Origin of the sequence: Streptomyces sp. NRRL F-5123 (genome assembly GCF_000721495.1) — a bacterium.
Classification (GTDB): Bacteria; Actinomycetota; Actinomycetes; order Streptomycetales; family Streptomycetaceae; genus Actinacidiphila.
In genome coordinates this window covers 67,536-82,676 of the sequence record NZ_JOHY01000027.1, presented here as the reverse complement: position 1 = coordinate 82,676, position 15,141 = coordinate 67,536, and the positions used below count along the sequence as shown (strand labels likewise).

The window sequence follows — 15,141 nt, the reverse complement described above, 5'->3', positions numbered from 1 at the left end:
GCCACGAGTTCGTGATGCTGTAGTCGACCTGGCAGCCGCTCGCCGCCTGCGCGGACGTCGCCACGAACGAGATTCCTACTGCAGCCAAAGCGGTGGAGAGCAGAGCGATGAGTAACGGCTGTCGCCGCTTCACCGCACGGGTGCGCTTCATAAAACGTACTCCTTGAGTGATGTGCCCGAAAGGACCATTGATTGCGCTAACAACTGAGAGTCGGTGCCAGCCTGCAGCACAGAACCCCCACCGTCACCCTCGCGTCGCCGACGGTCGCGGCACGCGGCCGCGGTCGGCGACGCACGCGGCAACGCCGCGCCGGAGGGGAGGAACAACGGGTCTCTGGGATCACTTCGACCTCGTCTCTTGGCGGTCCTGCGGGGGCACGCTGCTGAGCGCACCACCGAGAGGAACACGGTGGGGGCCGTTCACGAGGACTGACAGCCGTCGGAGTCGTCTCGGCGCCAGGAGGGGACTGACACGAAACGGTGGTAAGTGTGGACCTGCGGCATTCGAAGGTCAACGCTCCGGTACGGGAATTCTTGACGGCCGACCGCGGCGAGACCGCCGAGGCCCCATCCGGGTTGCGTCCTTGGGACACCCTCGCGGAAACCGTCGAACTCGCGATCCCCAAGCTCCGGACGGCAGCTGCCTCCCGGCCTGGCTGCTGGAACGCCGCTGCCGGGCCTTCGGGTCGGCAAATGCGCGGTTGGCCGTGGTTGCGCTCGGCGGATCAGGAGTGGGCCCCGTGCCGGTCGGATCGACGGTCAGGGGCGGTGGATCCGCGCGGGCCGGATGCGCGAGGTCCGGGCGGCCCGCCGTGTCGGGTGGCGGGATGGAGCGGCGTCGTCACCTCGGCGTGGGAGCCGCCGTGCTCGACCTCGGAGAGGTGCTTGTCCGCGAAGTCCTGGAGCACTCGCCGCGCTCGCCGTCGCGCTCAAGCGGCGGGTGAACGTCTTCCGAGCCGTGGAGGCCGGACAGGGCGACCCCGGCAATCCCTTCGAGAACTTCGTGCGCAGCCTGACGGGAAGGACCGGGGCCGGTGCTCGCCGAGGAGTGTGGCGATGAGACACCTCCGTTCGAGCGGAGGTGGTCCGTCCAGGTTGGTTTCCGACAGGCCCTGGAGGCCTGTTGCGCTCGGCGCGAGCGCGGTGATCCGTGGCTCGGCCGGCCGACGAACCGGAGCCGCGGTGTGCCCCACGCCACGGGATGACTTGGGCGTCGACCATCTCGGCATCTGCATCGACGGGCGCCGTGCGGGATCACTGAGAATTCTGACGTGCTGTCGCCCGGAACAGCACTTTGAACTGCGGCGGCGGTTACGCGCGTGCGCCGTTGTGCGTGTCGTCCGCCGGCTGGCGTCCGAGGTGGTAACCCAGGCGCAATTCGTAGTCGCCCGGCTGGTTGCGTCCTGCGGCGGTGGCAGCCGGAAGCCTGCGCTGGGAACCCGGCCAGCCGAAGGAGTGCATGTAGAGGTCGTAGGAGGACTGCAGATCCTCCGCCGACGGTAGCGTGAACCGGTTGACCTGCTGCTTGACGGCGGCGATCGACTCCTTGTCGAAGGAAGCGATCCGGCGGGCCAGGGTGTCGACGAACGGGTCGAGTTCGCTGTCGGGGACCGTACGGTTGACCCAGCCGTACCGCTCGGCCAGCTCACCCGAGTAGTCGTCACTGGACAGGGCCACCTCCAGCGCCCGGGCGCGGCCGAGCAGCCGGGGCAGATGTTCAAGGCCACCGCCGCCAGGCAGGTTGCCGTTCGCGGTCTCCGGCTGGCAGAACAGAGCCCGCTCACTGGCGAAGCGCATGTCCATCGCCTGGATCAGCTCACTGCCGACCCCCCTGACGCGGCCCCTGACCTTGGCGACCGAGACGACCGGCAGACGTGACAGGCGGGTGCCGGCGTCAATCAGGAGCGGGCGGCCGCTCGCCCCCAGTTCCTTGGGAGTCTCGGCCACCCTGGAGGTGTCGTAGTGGTTCAGGAAGTAGTCGGGGTTCGCCGACTCGAACACGGCCACTCGCAGCTCCGAAGCAGCCCCCATCTGATCGACCAGGCTCGGAAGCTCGGTGAGCATCTCCGGGGACACCAGGTTGATCGGCGGGCTGTCGAACGTGATCCTCCACAGACCCCTCGTCTCGGCAGTCACAGAGAAATGGGTCCATTTCTTCACGGATTCGTCTCCTTGGCCTGCGGCTCCATACCTCTGATCACACAGTCGGCAACCCGCGGCCTCCTCGTCCGCGGTGTCGACGGCGACCATTGCCGTGCCGGCGCCGGTGGCCGTTCTCGGGCTGATTCGCGCGATTATCCGCGCGACAGGGTGATGGGCCCAGGTCCACGACGGCACGGCGGTCAGATCACGGACGCCGGTTCAGCCGATCGGCGCAGCTCAGAAGACTGCGGCAGGCGACCTGACCCAGGTCCCAGGACTTTGAAGCAGCCCTGGACCCCAGAGCCCGCCGGCGTGCCGGGTGGCACGGACCGGCGGGGCAGTGGTGCGGCCGGGGCTCCAGGCCTTGCCGCCATGGCGCGTGGATTCTCCAGCCACCGCAGTGACTGGTAGCGCTTCCAGTCGCGCCCCCGCACATCAACCACGCGCAAGGTCGTGGGCCTTGACACGAGGTTCGCGGATCACCAATCATCCTGGCACCTGGAAGCGCTTCCAGTTGCTCTCGTCCCCCCACAGCGTGAGGAATCACCATGCGCCGTCCGCACCGCAGACTGTCGCTGCTTGTGGTAGTAGCAGCACTGACCGGCCTCTTGGCAACCTTCTCTCCCGGGACCGCCTTTGCGGCCGATCCCACCACCATGACCAGCGGCTTCTACGTCGACCCCAACTCCACCGCGCGGCAGTGGGTCAGCGCCAATCCCGGCGACGGCCGGGCCGCCGCGATCGGGGCGTCGATCGCCGGCGTGCCGATGGCACGCTGGTTCGGCAACTGGAGCGGCACCATCGGCACGGCGACCGGGTCCTTCGTCGGTGCGGCGGCCGCCGTCGGCAAGCTGCCGATTCTGGTGGCCTACAACATTCCGAACCGGGACATCTGCGCGGGCCAGTCCGGCGGAGGGGCCGGTTCGGTTGCCGCCTACAACACCTGGATCGCAGCGTTCGCGAGCGGCATCGGCAACCGGCCGGCGGTGGTCGTCCTCGAACCGGACTCGCTGGGGGACGAGGGCTGCATGACCGCGGCTCAGGTCTCGGAGCGTGATTCGCTGCTGCGCAACGCCATCGCGCAGTTCAACACCAAGGCCCCGAACACCTGGGTCTACCTGGACGCGGGCAACCCGGGCTGGATCAGCGCCTCGACCATGGCGCAGCACCTGGCCGCGGCCGGGGTGAGCGGGGCCCACGGGTTCTCCCTGAACGTGTCCAACTTCTACACCACCGCGCAGAACACCGCGTACGGCAACGCCGTCAACGCTGCCCTGCAGTCGACGAACGGGTTCACCAAGCCGTACGTCGTCGACACCAGCCGCAACGGCAACGGCTCCGACGGCACGTGGTGCAACCCGGCGGGCCGGAAGACCGGGACGCGTACGCAGTTGGGCGGTGGCGCCGAGATGCTGCTGTGGGTCAAGACTCCCGGCGAGTCCGACGGCAACTGCGGCACAGGCACCGGAACGACCGCCGGACAGTTCCTGCCCGAGGTCGCCTACAAGATGATCTACGGCTACTGACGGTGGCCCCCACTCCGGGCCGAGGCCGTCCGAGCCCGGCCCGGAACCCCCGATCCGAGAAAGAAAGAGGAGACTGCATGCGACGCCACCTCCCACGCTCGTTGACGTCCTTGGGCGTCACTGCTCTCCTGGCGGCTCTTGCCACCGCAGCGCCGGCTCATGCCCAGGAGACCGCCGGCCACACGTTGCCGGCCGACACCCGGTTCTACGTCGACCCGAACAGCGACGCCGCCAAGCAGGCCGCCACCGACCTGAAGCACCACAACCTCGCCGACGCCGCCACCATGGCGGAAGTCGCCAGCTGGCCCGAAGCCCAGTGGTTCACCGACGGCACACCCGCACAGGTGGAGGACCGGACGCGGTCCTTGGTCCGCAGAGCGGATCGCACGGGGACCGTCCCCGTCCTGGTCGCCTACAACATCCCCTTGCGGGACTGCTCCCAGTACTCGGCCGGGGGCGCACAATCCGACGCGGACTACCAGGCATGGATCGCGGGGCTGGCCCGCGGCATCGGCCGGAGCAGGGCGCTCATCGTCCTCGAACCCGACGCCCTGGCCAACCTTCCGTCGGACTGCTCCGCCGACAGCGACCCCACGGGGACGCTCACGGCGGGACGCATCGCGGATCTCAACTACGCGGTCGACGCCCTGGAGAAGCAGCCGAACACGACCGTCTACCTGGACGCGGGCAACAGCCACTGGCAAAGCGTGGGCGCCATCGCGCAGCGGCTGCTGCAGGCAGGGGTCGAGCGCGCCCAGGGCTTCTCCCTCAACGTGTCCAACTACTTCTCCACGGACCTCTTGGACCACTACGGCACCTGGGTTTCGAGCTGCCTGTGGTTCGCCGGCAAGGGGCCGGACTGGGCGCGCGGGCACGCGGACTGGTGTGCCGGCCAGTACTACTCCGCAGCCGCCCCCAACGACGGCCAGGCGGGGAACTCCGTCAACGCCGACGACCCCAGCACCTGGCACTGGACCGACCTGTGGTTCCAGCAGAACGTCGGCACACCGCCCGCCGACGAACTCGCCCACTTCGTCGTCGACACCAGCCGCAACGGCCAGGGCGCCTGGACACCCCCGGCGGGCAAGTACACCGGTGACCCGCAGACCTGGTGCAACGCGCCGGGACGCGGCATAGGCAACCGCCCCACCGCCGATACCGGCACCCCCCTCGCGGACGCCTACCTGTGGGTGAAGACCGTCGGCCAGTCCGACGGGCAGTGCAACCGCAGCATCCCCGGAGGCACGGTCGATCCGGAGTACGGAATCGTCGACCCGCCCGCCGGCGCCTGGTGGCCTGAGCAGGCCCTGACGCTGGCGCGCAACGCCGACCCGGCCCTGACCTTCGCCCGTCCCGGCCGGGCCCCTTCCCGGTGAGGCGGCCTTCCAGGTACACGTGAAGCAGCCACCGGAAGCGCTACCAGAGCGCCTTCGACCCGGGCCGCCTCTCCCGCCCCGATCCGCCCCAGGAGCCATACCTGGGGCGGCAGGGCGCGTGGGATCATTGCCCGTGTCCCCCGCTATGTGAAGCCGAGGAGCAAGTGTTCGATGGAGCCGTCGCCCAGGCGCATGCCGACGCTCGACGAGGTAGCCGAACGAGCGGGGGTGTCGCGCACGGCTGCTTCTCGTGTGATCAACAACGTTCCGCACGTGAGTCGGGTCAAGCGCGAGGCGGTCGAGCGGGCCGTGCGGGAGCTGGGCTACGTGCCCAACCCGACCGCCCGGGCGCTGGCGACCCGGAAGGTCGGCGCAGTGGTGCTGGCAGCTTCCAGCGATGAGGACGGGCTGTTCGCCGACCCCTTCTTCGCCGAGGTCGTCCTGGGCGTGAGCGCGGCCCTGGAGCAGACCGACCTGGAGTTGCTCCTGGTGCTGGCGAACACCCGCCGCGGTCGCGACCGCCTCGAGAGGATGGTCCGCTCCCGACGGGCGGACGGCATCATGATGATGGCGCTGCGCGGGGACGACCCGCTGGGCCGCCTGGGCGAGGAGTCCGGCATCCCGGTGGTCTTCGGCGGCCTGCCGCTGACCGGTGAGCCGCGCCGGTACGTGGACGCCGACAACAGGGGTGGGGCCAGGCTGGCTGCCGAGCATTTCGCGCGCACCGGCAGGTCGAGGCCCGTGATGATCACCGGCCAGGTGGACACCCAGGTCTCGGTCGCCCGCGAGCAGGGCTTCAGCGAGGGGTTGATGCTGGCCGGCATCCCGCTCCTGGATGTCGCCTCCGGCGACTTCCAGGAGGAGGGGGGTGCCGAGGCCATGGACCAACTCCTGGATGCACACCCGCAGTTGGACGCGCTGTTCGCCGCCTCTGACGGGATGGCGATCGGAGCGCTGCGGACGCTGCGCCGCCGGGGGCGGCGGGTGCCGGAGGACGTGGCGGTGATCGGGTTCAACGACCTGGCCAGCGCCCGGCACACCGACCCGCCGCTGACGACCGTCCACCAGCCGGTCAGGGCGCTGGGGCGCGAGATGGCGCGGATGCTGGTCGGTGCCATCGACGGGAACGACCCGAGCCCGCTGATCCTGCCGACCCGGCTGGTCGTGCGGCAGTCCGCTCCCGCGCCCTCCTAGGCAGACGGGATTGGGTCGGACGCGACCTGGAGCGCGGCCCGGGTGGGTGCCGCTTCGGGGGCCCGGTCATGCCCCGAAGCGGGCCTTCGGGCCGCCACCTCCCGGACGTCGCAAGCCGCTGCCGCAGGGGACTGGAAGCGCTCCCGGATTATTCCAGCCATCCCCTTGACACCTGGGCGTTGCGCGCCGGAAACTTCCGACGCGGCGCTGGAAGCGCTCCCAGTTCCAGCCCCGCCTGACCCTCGTCCTGCCGGTAAAGGCAGTTCACTCACCCGTCACAGCGACACTTCGCGACTCTGCGACGTGCGTCAACATGGAAGCGCTCCCACATGACCTTTGTCCAGGCCCGACAGGCCGATCCTTCGGCGCCCGTCGCCGATGCAGCGGCCGCCGAGGACTTCCGCCGCTTCCCCGAGGGCTTCCTCTGGGGCAGCGCCACCTCCGCCTACCAGATCGAGGGCGCGGCGAACGAGGACGGGCGCAGCGCCTCCATCTGGGACACCTTCTGCGGTACGCCCGGCAAGGTCCACCGGGGCGACACCGGTGCGGTGGCCGCCGACCACTACCACCGCTGGCGCGAGGACGTCGCGCTGATGAGGGACATGGGCCTGAACGCCTACCGTTTCTCGATCGCCTGGCCCCGGGTCCAGCCGACCGGGCGGGGTCCGGCGGTCGAGCGGGGCCTGGACTTCTACCGGCGTCTGGTGGACGACTTGCTGGAGGCCGGGATCACCCCGCTGGCCACCCTCTACCACTGGGACCTGCCGCAGGACCTCGAGGACATCGGTGGCTGGCCGCGCCGCGACACAGCTCAGCGCTTCGCCGACTACGCCCTGCTGACGGGCCGGGCCCTGGGCGACCGGGTGTCCCACTGGACCACGCTGAACGAGCCCTGGTGCTCGGCCTTCCTCGGCTACGCCTCCGGTGTGCACGCCCCCGGCCGCACGGACGCGGGCGACGCGCTGCGCGCGGCGCACCATCTGAACCTGGCGCACGGACTCGGTGCGGCCGCGCTGCGCGACGTACTCCCGCGGACCGCCCGGCTGTCGGTGGCGCTCAACCTGCACCAGGTCCGGGCGCTCACCGGCGAGCCGGAGGACTTGGAGGCCGCCCGCCGGATCGACGCGGTCGGCAACCGGATCTTCCTCGGCCCGATGCTGCGCGGCGCGTACGACCCGGACCTGCTCCAGGACACCGCGCACCTGGTGGACTGGGACGACCTCGTGCGCCCCGGTGACCTGGAGGCCGCTGCCGCCCCGATCGACGAGCTCGGCATCAACTACTACACCCCGGCGGTGGTCTCCGCAGGTGGCGGCGTCCGCGACGACGCCCACGGCGGGGGCGACCACTCGCCGTGGCCCGGCGCCGAGGACGTGGCCTTCCACCAGCCGCCCGGCGAGCTGACCGCGATGCGGTGGAGCATCGACGCCACCGGCCTGCGCGACCTGATCGACCGGGTGCACCAGGACCACCCGGACCTGCCCGTCGTGATCACCGAGAACGGTATGGCCTGCGAGGACTACCGCTCGCCCGAGGGGGAGGTCAACGACACCGACCGGATCGCCTACCTCCACCAGCACTTGGGCGCGGTGCACCAGGCGATCGAGGCCGGCGTCCCGGTCTCCGGCTACTTCGCCTGGTCGCTGCTGGACAACTTCGAGTGGGCCTACGGCTACGCCAAGCGCTTCGGCCTGGTCTACGTCGACTTCCCGTCGCAGTGCCGCACTCCGAAGGCGAGCGCGCACTGGTACGCAAGGGCCATCCGCCGCAACGGTATCGACCGGCTCCCGTGACCGCGCGCCGCACGGCGGCGGTCAGGTAGCCCTCGCCGCCGCGCCGAGCCCCCTCGACCCCAGCGCCTGCCGGGCCCACTGCCGGCAGGCGCTCCCGCACCGCCCGGCCCGTCGCTGACCACAGCGTGTCAGTCGGCAGCCCGGCGCCCGAAACATTGAGGTCCCCGACCGATGACCAGAGCCGACACCTCCGCACCGCCCGCAGGACCGCCCTGCCGGACCGTGCCGACCAGCCGTACGCGCTGAAGGAGAGAAGCCCCCATGCGAACGATAGTCCGCCGCCTCGGCTTCTACGCGCTGGCCGGCTTCGCGGCGGTGACCGTCAACTTCTTCCTGGCCAGGCTGCTGCCCGGCAGCGCGCTCCAGAACGTGCTGTCCAAGCTGCGCTCGGCCAACCTCGACCCGGACGCGATGAAGGCGCTGGAGGCGCAGTACGGCGCGGGCGACCAGAGCATGCCGTCGCAGTTCCTCACCTACCTGAGCCATCTGCTCCGCGGCGACCTGGGCGTGTCCACCTCGCAGTCCGCGCCGGTGTCGACGATCCTGGGCAACACCCTCCCGTGGACGCTCGGCCTGGTGGGCACCGCGACCGTGCTGGCCTTCCTGATCGGCACGGTGGGCGGGATCGTCATCGGCTGGAAGCGCAACGGGCTGCTGGACAGCCTGCTGCCGGCCACGACCTTCTTCCAGTCGGTGCCCTACTTCATCCTGGCGTTCCTGGTGATGATGACACTGGGCTTCTTCGGCGGCCTCTTCCCTTACCAGAACGGCTACGACATCGGCCGGGACTCCGACCTGACGCCCGGCTGGAACGGACCGTTCGTCACCAGCGTGGTGGAGCACGCCGCCCTGCCGGTGCTGACCGTGGTGCTCGCCTCGCTGGCCGGCTGGGTGGTCGGCATGCGCAACCTGATGATCACCACGATGGACGAGGACTACGTCCTGGTCGCCGCTGCCAAGGGCCTGCCGCAGTGGCGAGTGGCCGCCGTCGCAGCCCGCAACGCGCTCCTGCCGACCATCGCCAACTTCGGGCTGTCGATCAGCCTGGTGGTCACCGGTTCGCTGGTGACCGAGATCGTCTTCACCTACCCGGGCGTCGGCTGGCAGATCTACCAGGCCATCCTCACCGGCGATTTCCCGCTGCTGCAGGGAATCCTGCTCGTCGTCGTCCTCACCGTGCTGGCCGTGAACCTGATCGCGGACATCGCGTACGTCGCCCTCGACCCCCGCTCCCGCAAGGAGGCCTGAGCGATGCCCAGTATGCTCCGCTCCCGCAAGGTGGCCATCGGCCTGCTGCTCCTGCTCCTGCTGGTGCTGGTGGCCCTCCTCGGCCCGCTGATCGCTCCGCACTCGCCCGACTGGCAGGCCAACCGCAGCAGCGGACTGCCGCTGGGGCCGTCCGGTGCGCACTGGTTGGGCACCGACCAGCAGCAGCACGACCTGTTCTCGCGCCTGTTGGCCGGCGGCCGCGACACCCTGCTGATCTCCTTCCTGGCGGGCGCGCTGGCCAACGTGCTGTCCGTGCTGGTGGGCGTGACCGCGGGCTTCCTCGGCGGCGTCGCCGACGAGGTGCTGTCCGCGCTGACCAACATCTTCCTGGCGCTGCCCGGCCTGCTGATCCTCATGGTCATCATGAAGCCGCTGCCGCCGGAGGACACCTCGAACCCGCTGCTGATCGGGTCGGTGATCGCGCTCACCGCATGGGCCTGGGGCGCGCGGGTGCTGCGTGCGCAGACCATGGCCATGCGCAGCCAGGACTACGTCGAGTCGGCCAGGGTGATCGGCGAGCGCACGTGGCGGATCATCCTCTTCGAGGTCGTTCCCAACCTGCTGCCGATCCTCGCGTCCGCCTTCATCTTCACCGTGATCTACGGCATCGGCACGTACACCGCACTGGCCTGGCTCGGCGTGATCAGCCCGGCGTCGGTCACCTGGGGCACCGTACTCAACGAGGCCCAGGGGTCCGGGGCGGCGATCAACGGCTACTGGTGGTGGTACCTGCCGCCGGCGCTGGCAGTCGCCCTGGTCGGCATCGCGCTGGCGCTGATCAACTTCGGCATCGACGAGGTCACCAACCCGCGGCTGGCCTCCGCCCGCAGCGGCCGCCGCGACGGGGTCCGCTTCACGCTGGGCCTGACCCCGGTGCTGCGCTCCGCCGGGCAGGCGCCCGCCGCCGACGGTGGCCAGGCCGGCCCTGAGGGCTCCGCGTCCGAGACCACGACCAAGTCCGAGCCCGGCGCGGGGCCGGCACCGCACCGGATGGAGGCTCAGCCGTGACCGGCGATCCGATTCTCGAAGTCCGCGACCTGTGCGTCGACTACGGACTGGGGGCAGACGGCGTCCGCGCCGTCACCGACGCCTCCATGGTGCTGCGCAGGGGCGAGGTCCTCGGGCTGGCGGGCGAGTCCGGCTCGGGCAAGTCCACCCTCGCCTACGCGATCACCAGGCTCCTGCGCGCGCCGGGCGTCATCACCGGCGGCGACGTCCGCTTCACCGGCAGGGACGTCTCCCTGGACCTGCTGGCGGCCGGCCCCGCCGAACTGCGAAGGGTGCGCTGGAGCCAGATCTCCGTGGTCTTCCAGAGCGCGATGCATGCCCTGAACCCGGTGGCGAGGATCGACGCGCAGCTCACCGACGCGCTCAGGGCGCACCGGCGCGAGATGACCGCCGAGCAGCGCAGGCAGCGGGCGATCGAGCTGCTGGACCTCGTCGGGATCAGCGAGGACCGGCTGCGCAGCTATCCGCACGAGCTGTCCGGCGGTATGCGGCAGCGGGTCATGATCGCGATGGCTCTGGTCCTCGACCCCGAGGTCGTGATCATGGACGAGCCGACGACGGCGCTCGACGTCGTCACCCAGCGGGAGATCCTCAACGAGCTGATGCTGCTCAAGGACCGCCTGGGCTTCGCCGTCGTCTTCATCACCCACGACCTGTCGCTGCTGATCGAGCTGGCCGACACCATCGCGATCATGTACGCCGGGCGCATCCTCGAGCACGGCCCTGCCCGCGAGCTGTTCCGCGGCCCCCGGCACCCGTACACGCTCGGGCTGCTCAACTCCTTTCCCGCGCTGCACGGCGAGCGGGTGCGGATGGAGGGCATCCCCGGGGCGCCTCCGTCGCTGACCGCACTGCCCACCGGCTGCTCCTTCCACCCGCGCTGCCCGTACGCGCTCGACCGGTGCCACGAGGAGTTCCCGCCCACGGCGGCCCTGGCCGGCGACTCCGCGGGGCGGCTTGCCGCCTGCTGGCTGCACGCGGACGGCAACGACCTGCCGGCACCGCTGGCCCGACCCACCGGGAGTGCCCTGTGACCGCCCCGCAAGCCCCCGCCGGCACGGCCGCCGCCGGAACCCCGCGCGTGGTGCACGGGCCCAAGCGCCCCGGCGTGCCCGCGCTGGAGGCCCGCAACTTGACCAAGCACTTCCCGGTGCACGAGGGCCTGCGCCGCAACCGGGTGGTGCACGCCGTGGAGGACATCTCGCTGGTGCTGCCCGAGGCCACCGTGACGGCGGTGGTCGGCGAGTCGGGCTCGGGCAAGTCCACGCTGTCGCGGCTGCTCACCCAGTTGATCACCCCCACCTCCGGCGAGCTGCTGCTGGACGGCGAACCCGTCGGCCGCTCCGCCAGGGCACGCCGCGCGTACACGAGCCAGGTCCATCTGGTGCTGCAGGACCCGTTCTCCTCGCTCAACGCCGTGCACCGGATTCGCTACCACCTGGAGCGGCCGCTGAAGCTGCACCGCAAGCCGGCCAAGGCCGAACTCGACGCCCTGGCGAAGGAGCTGCTGGAGAAGGTCAGCCTCAGCCCGGCCGACCGCTACATCGACAAGTTCCCGCACGAGCTGTCCGGCGGGCAGCGCCAGCGGGTGGCCGTCGCACGCGGCCTCGCGGTGCGCCCGCGGGTGCTGCTGGCCGACGAACCGGTTTCCATGCTGGACGTCTCGATCCGCCTGGGCGTGCTCAACCTGCTCGACGAACTGCGGGAGCGGGAGCGGCTGGCGATCCTCTACGTCACCCACGACATCGCCTCGGCCCGCTACCTGGCGGACACCGTGGTGGTGATGTACGCGGGGGAGGTCGTGGAGTCCGGGCCGGCGGTCCAGATCACCGACTCGCCCGCGCACCCGTACACCCAACTGCTGCTCAGCGCAGCGCCCGACCCGGACCGGGACCGTCCGGTCGTCCTGCGCGGCAGGGGCGCCCCCCCGAGCCTGATCGACCCGCCGAGCGGCTGCCGGTTCCACCCGCGCTGTCCGCTCGCCATGCCGGTCTGCTCGCAGACCGCACCGCCGGCGCTTCCGGCCGGACCCGACCAGGTCGCCTCCTGCTGGCTGCTGAGCCCGGACCACCGGCCCGGACCGCAGCCCGCCGAGGGTGCCGCCGCCGAATGACGGCGGCCGCGCTCGTGGCACCCACCGACCCCGTACACCCGCGTACGGCGCCCACCCGTCCCGTCCACATCCGACGGACGCGTGTCCCCCGGACATCGGCGTCCGCATCTGCGTCTGCGTCGACAGAGAAGGATCACGTCACGATGAGCCGTACCACCGCTCTGAGATTCGTCGCCCTGGCAGCGACGATCGGCCTCGGCATGACCGCCTGCACCGACTCCTCCCACTCGAATGCGAAGGACTCCGGCAAGGGCTCCAAGAACGCCACCCTGGTGGTGGAGTCCAACCCGGTCCCGTCCTTCACGGAGAACTACAACCCGTTCGACAGCAACTCCTTCGTCAGCGTCGAGAACGCCCGCTCGCTGGTGTGGGAGCCGCTGTTCCAGATCAACAGCCTCAGGCCCGACCAGCCGCCGATTCCGTGGCTGGCCAAGGGCTACGAGTGGTCGGACGGCAACACGTCGCTCAAGCTGACGCTCCAGCCGGGGATCGTCTTCAGCGACGGCAAGCCCTTCACCTCGGACGACGTCAAGTTCACCTTCGAGATGCTGAAGGCGAACCCGGCGGCCAACAGCGGGGGCGCGCCGCTGCCCACCTCGATCGAGACGCCGGACGCGACCACTGTGGTGATGAAGTTCGACGGCCCGCAGAAGGCCAACTTCGTCGGCATCGCCAACCAGCTCATCGTGCCCAAGCACATCTGGGAGGGCGTCAAGGAGCCGGCCACCGCGGTGATCAAGGCCGACCAGCTCATCGGCACCGGCCCCTACCTGCTGGACAAGTTCACCGCCCAGAACATCACCTTCAAGGTGAACCCGAAGTTCCGTGAGACGCCGAAGGTCAAGCGGATCTCCTTCCCGGCGTACGCGACCAACGACGCGGCGACCCTGGCGCTGAGCTCCGGCCAGATCGACCTCACCGGCAACAACATCAGCAACGTCCAGGGCACCTTCGTCGCCAAGGACCCCCAGCACCACCACCTGTTCCAGCAGGGCGCGCCGTACTTCCCGGCGGCCAACACCGCCGCGCTCTTCCTCAACACCAAGAGCAGCACCGCTCCGGCGCTGGCCGACCCGGCGGTCCGCCAGGCAGTCAGCGCGGCCATGAACCGCCAGTCGTACGCCAGCCAGTGCGAGACCGACTACGCGCTGCCCGCGACCTCCTCCGGCGGTCTGCTGCTGCCCACCGACGAGAAGGCGCTGGAGCCCTCGCTGAAGAACGACCTCAAGCCGGAGGCCGACTCCGCCAAGGTCGACTCGCTGCTGAGCGGGGCAGGATGGACGAAGACCGGCGGCAAGTGGACCAAGGACGGCAAGAAGATCAAGTTCACGGTCATCGACCCGAACTCGTTCACCGACTACTGGTGCGGGGCGCAGGCGATCGCCAAGGATCTCAACGCCCAGGGCTTCGAGGTCAGCGCCAACGGCGCGTTCGACTTCAACAGCTGGAACACCGCCATCACCACCGGCAAGTACGACGCCGCGATCCACTGGGGCCAGGGCAACACCCCGTACCAGCGGCTGCAGTACGTGCTGGACCCGCGGATGGGCGCCGAGACCGGCAAGGTCGCGGCGGGCGACTTCAGCAAGTACGACCCGAAGAAGTCGACGGACGCGGTGAAGGCCTTCGAGACGGCCGCCGACCCGGCCGCCGAGCAGGCGGCGCTCAACACGCTGCAGAAGATCATGTCCGAGGACGTGCCCGCCGTCCCCCTCTTCTACGGCGCCGCCTGGTACGAGTACAACGACGCCAACTTCACCGGCTGGCCCAACGAGGCGGACCCGTACGTGAACCCCGCGCCGAACAGCCAGGCCTACGAGTACATCATCCTGAAGCTGTCGCCGCGCGGATGACGCCTCAGTGACCGACGTGGCGCGAGGAGCACGGGCCCTGGCATCCGGCAAGGGTGCGCAGGGCCCGGGGCTTCGCCGTCCGCCCGCCCGTTCCCGCCCGCAGCCGGTACCACGACGGCAACCAGGCCGCTGCCGCCGTCACCGCGGGGGCAGCGGCCGTTCGGGTGTCCCTACGCCGTGCGGGCGTTGCGCCAGACCACGTAGAGGGCGCACCCGGGGAGGGTGGTGAGCCCCAGCAGCGGGGAGCGGCCGACGAGGGCGGCCGCGGCGAGCAGCAGGACGAGGTTCAGCAGCGCCGACGGCGGGCGCCGCAGCACGCCGTAGGGCGCGGCCAGGTAGTCGGCGGGCGTGAGCCGGCGGTCGTCCGTCCCGGTCGCGGCCGACACCATGGCGTGCACCCCGGACAGCGCGGAGACCACCGCGACGAGGGCCAGGGCCGGGCAGACGGCCAGGCCCACGGAGGTGTGCCGCAGCAGCACCGCGTCTGTGCCGCTGACCGCGGCCAGCAGGGCGTAGGGCGCCCACAACGCCATGGCCCGGCGGAAGAGCCGGCGGTAGGCGCGGGGGAACTCGACCGCCCGCGCCGAGCCCCCCTCGTCGTCCGCGGCTCTTTCGAGGTAGCCGAACGCCCCCGCGAGCGCCGGGCCGACGCACAGCCACAGCACGGTGAAGGGCACCGGATGGCGCCAGGGTTCGCGCGTGGCGGCGAGCGCCGCGAGCAGCGGCAGGCAGCCGGCCGCGAGTCCGGCGTTCACGACGAGGATCTGGTGGACGTGGGACCAGATGAGTTCCCACGACCCGTGGGACAGGTTGGTCGGCAGGCGGCGCCTGGCGCCGGCCGGAGCCGCTGCTTGTCCGGTCATGCTG

Annotated in this window: 11 protein-coding genes; 9 read left to right on the top strand and 2 right to left on the bottom strand. The window is 70.6% G+C overall.

Going from position 1 to position 15,141, the window contains the following annotated elements; all coding sequences use genetic code 11:
• Positions 1–1,311 precede the first annotated feature (1,311 nt).
• Positions 1,312–2,160, bottom strand: a complete 849-nt coding sequence (locus IH54_RS0121930) for an enoyl-CoA hydratase/isomerase family protein (protein WP_031519399.1) — start codon at positions 2,158–2,160, stop codon at positions 1,312–1,314.
• 530 nt (positions 2,161–2,690) lie between these two features.
• On the opposite strand from IH54_RS0121930, the gene IH54_RS0121925 reads away from it, so the two are divergent.
• From IH54_RS0121925 to IH54_RS0121885, 9 genes are all read left to right on the top strand, one after another.
• The gene (locus IH54_RS0121925) at positions 2,691–3,668 is read left to right on the top strand and encodes a glycoside hydrolase family 6 protein (RefSeq protein ID WP_031519396.1); all 978 of its coding nucleotides are present in this window, start codon (positions 2,691–2,693) and stop codon (positions 3,666–3,668) included.
• Positions 3,669–3,745: 77 nt separating this feature from the next.
• Positions 3,746–5,044 (top strand): glycoside hydrolase family 6 protein, encoded by a 1,299-nt coding sequence (locus IH54_RS0121920; RefSeq protein WP_031519393.1) that lies wholly within the window; start codon positions 3,746–3,748, stop codon positions 5,042–5,044.
• Positions 5,045–5,215: 171 nt separating this feature from the next.
• Positions 5,216–6,238, top strand: a complete 1,023-nt coding sequence (locus IH54_RS0121915) for a LacI family DNA-binding transcriptional regulator (protein ID WP_052397731.1) — start codon at positions 5,216–5,218, stop codon at positions 6,236–6,238.
• 329 nt (positions 6,239–6,567) lie between these two features.
• Positions 6,568–8,031, top strand: coding sequence for a GH1 family beta-glucosidase (locus tag IH54_RS0121910; protein WP_031519387.1), 1,464 nt, complete (start codon positions 6,568–6,570; stop codon positions 8,029–8,031).
• Positions 8,032–8,292: 261 nt separating this feature from the next.
• Positions 8,293–9,279 carry an ABC transporter permease gene (locus tag IH54_RS0121905; protein ID WP_031519384.1) on the top strand — a complete coding sequence of 329 codons (987 nt, stop codon included), beginning with the start codon at positions 8,293–8,295 and terminating at the stop codon, positions 9,277–9,279.
• Between the two features lie 3 nt (positions 9,280–9,282).
• Positions 9,283–10,308 (top strand): ABC transporter permease, encoded by a 1,026-nt coding sequence (locus IH54_RS0121900; RefSeq protein ID WP_078862423.1) that lies wholly within the window; start codon positions 9,283–9,285, stop codon positions 10,306–10,308.
• Positions 10,305–11,342, top strand: coding sequence for an ABC transporter ATP-binding protein (locus IH54_RS0121895; protein WP_031519380.1), 1,038 nt, complete (start codon positions 10,305–10,307; stop codon positions 11,340–11,342). Before IH54_RS0121900 ends, IH54_RS0121895 begins: the two co-directional genes overlap by 4 nt.
• A complete protein-coding gene (locus IH54_RS0121890) occupies positions 11,339–12,421 on the top strand; it encodes an ABC transporter ATP-binding protein (protein WP_420711792.1) in 1,083 nt (360 codons plus the stop codon). Before IH54_RS0121895 ends, IH54_RS0121890 begins: the two co-directional genes overlap by 4 nt.
• Positions 12,422–12,564: 143 nt before the next feature.
• Positions 12,565–14,274 (top strand): ABC transporter substrate-binding protein, encoded by a 1,710-nt coding sequence (locus IH54_RS0121885; protein WP_031519374.1) that lies wholly within the window; start codon positions 12,565–12,567, stop codon positions 14,272–14,274.
• 170 nt (positions 14,275–14,444) lie between these two features.
• Here IH54_RS0121885 and IH54_RS0121880 read toward each other — a convergent pair whose 3' ends face one another.
• Entirely contained in the window at positions 14,445–15,137 is a 693-nt protein-coding gene (locus tag IH54_RS0121880) for a hypothetical protein (protein WP_052397729.1), read from the bottom strand.
• Positions 15,138–15,141: the final 4 nt, after the last annotated feature.

Coding starts and splice junctions, on each gene's coding strand:
- IH54_RS0121925 (WP_031519396.1), top strand. CDS start 2,691: ATGCGCCGTCCGCACCGCAGACTGTCGCTGCTTGTGGTAGTAGCAGCA.
- IH54_RS0121920 (WP_031519393.1), top strand. CDS start 3,746: ATGCGACGCCACCTCCCACGCTCGTTGACGTCCTTGGGCGTCACTGCT.
- IH54_RS0121915 (WP_052397731.1), top strand. CDS start 5,216: ATGGAGCCGTCGCCCAGGCGCATGCCGACGCTCGACGAGGTAGCCGAA.
- IH54_RS0121910 (WP_031519387.1), top strand. CDS start 6,568: ATGACCTTTGTCCAGGCCCGACAGGCCGATCCTTCGGCGCCCGTCGCC.
- IH54_RS0121905 (WP_031519384.1), top strand. CDS start 8,293: ATGCGAACGATAGTCCGCCGCCTCGGCTTCTACGCGCTGGCCGGCTTC.
- IH54_RS0121900 (WP_078862423.1), top strand. CDS start 9,283: ATGCCCAGTATGCTCCGCTCCCGCAAGGTGGCCATCGGCCTGCTGCTC.
- IH54_RS0121885 (WP_031519374.1), top strand. CDS start 12,565: ATGAGCCGTACCACCGCTCTGAGATTCGTCGCCCTGGCAGCGACGATC.
- IH54_RS0121880 (WP_052397729.1), bottom strand. CDS start 15,137: ATGACCGGACAAGCAGCGGCTCCGGCCGGCGCCAGGCGCCGCCTGCCG.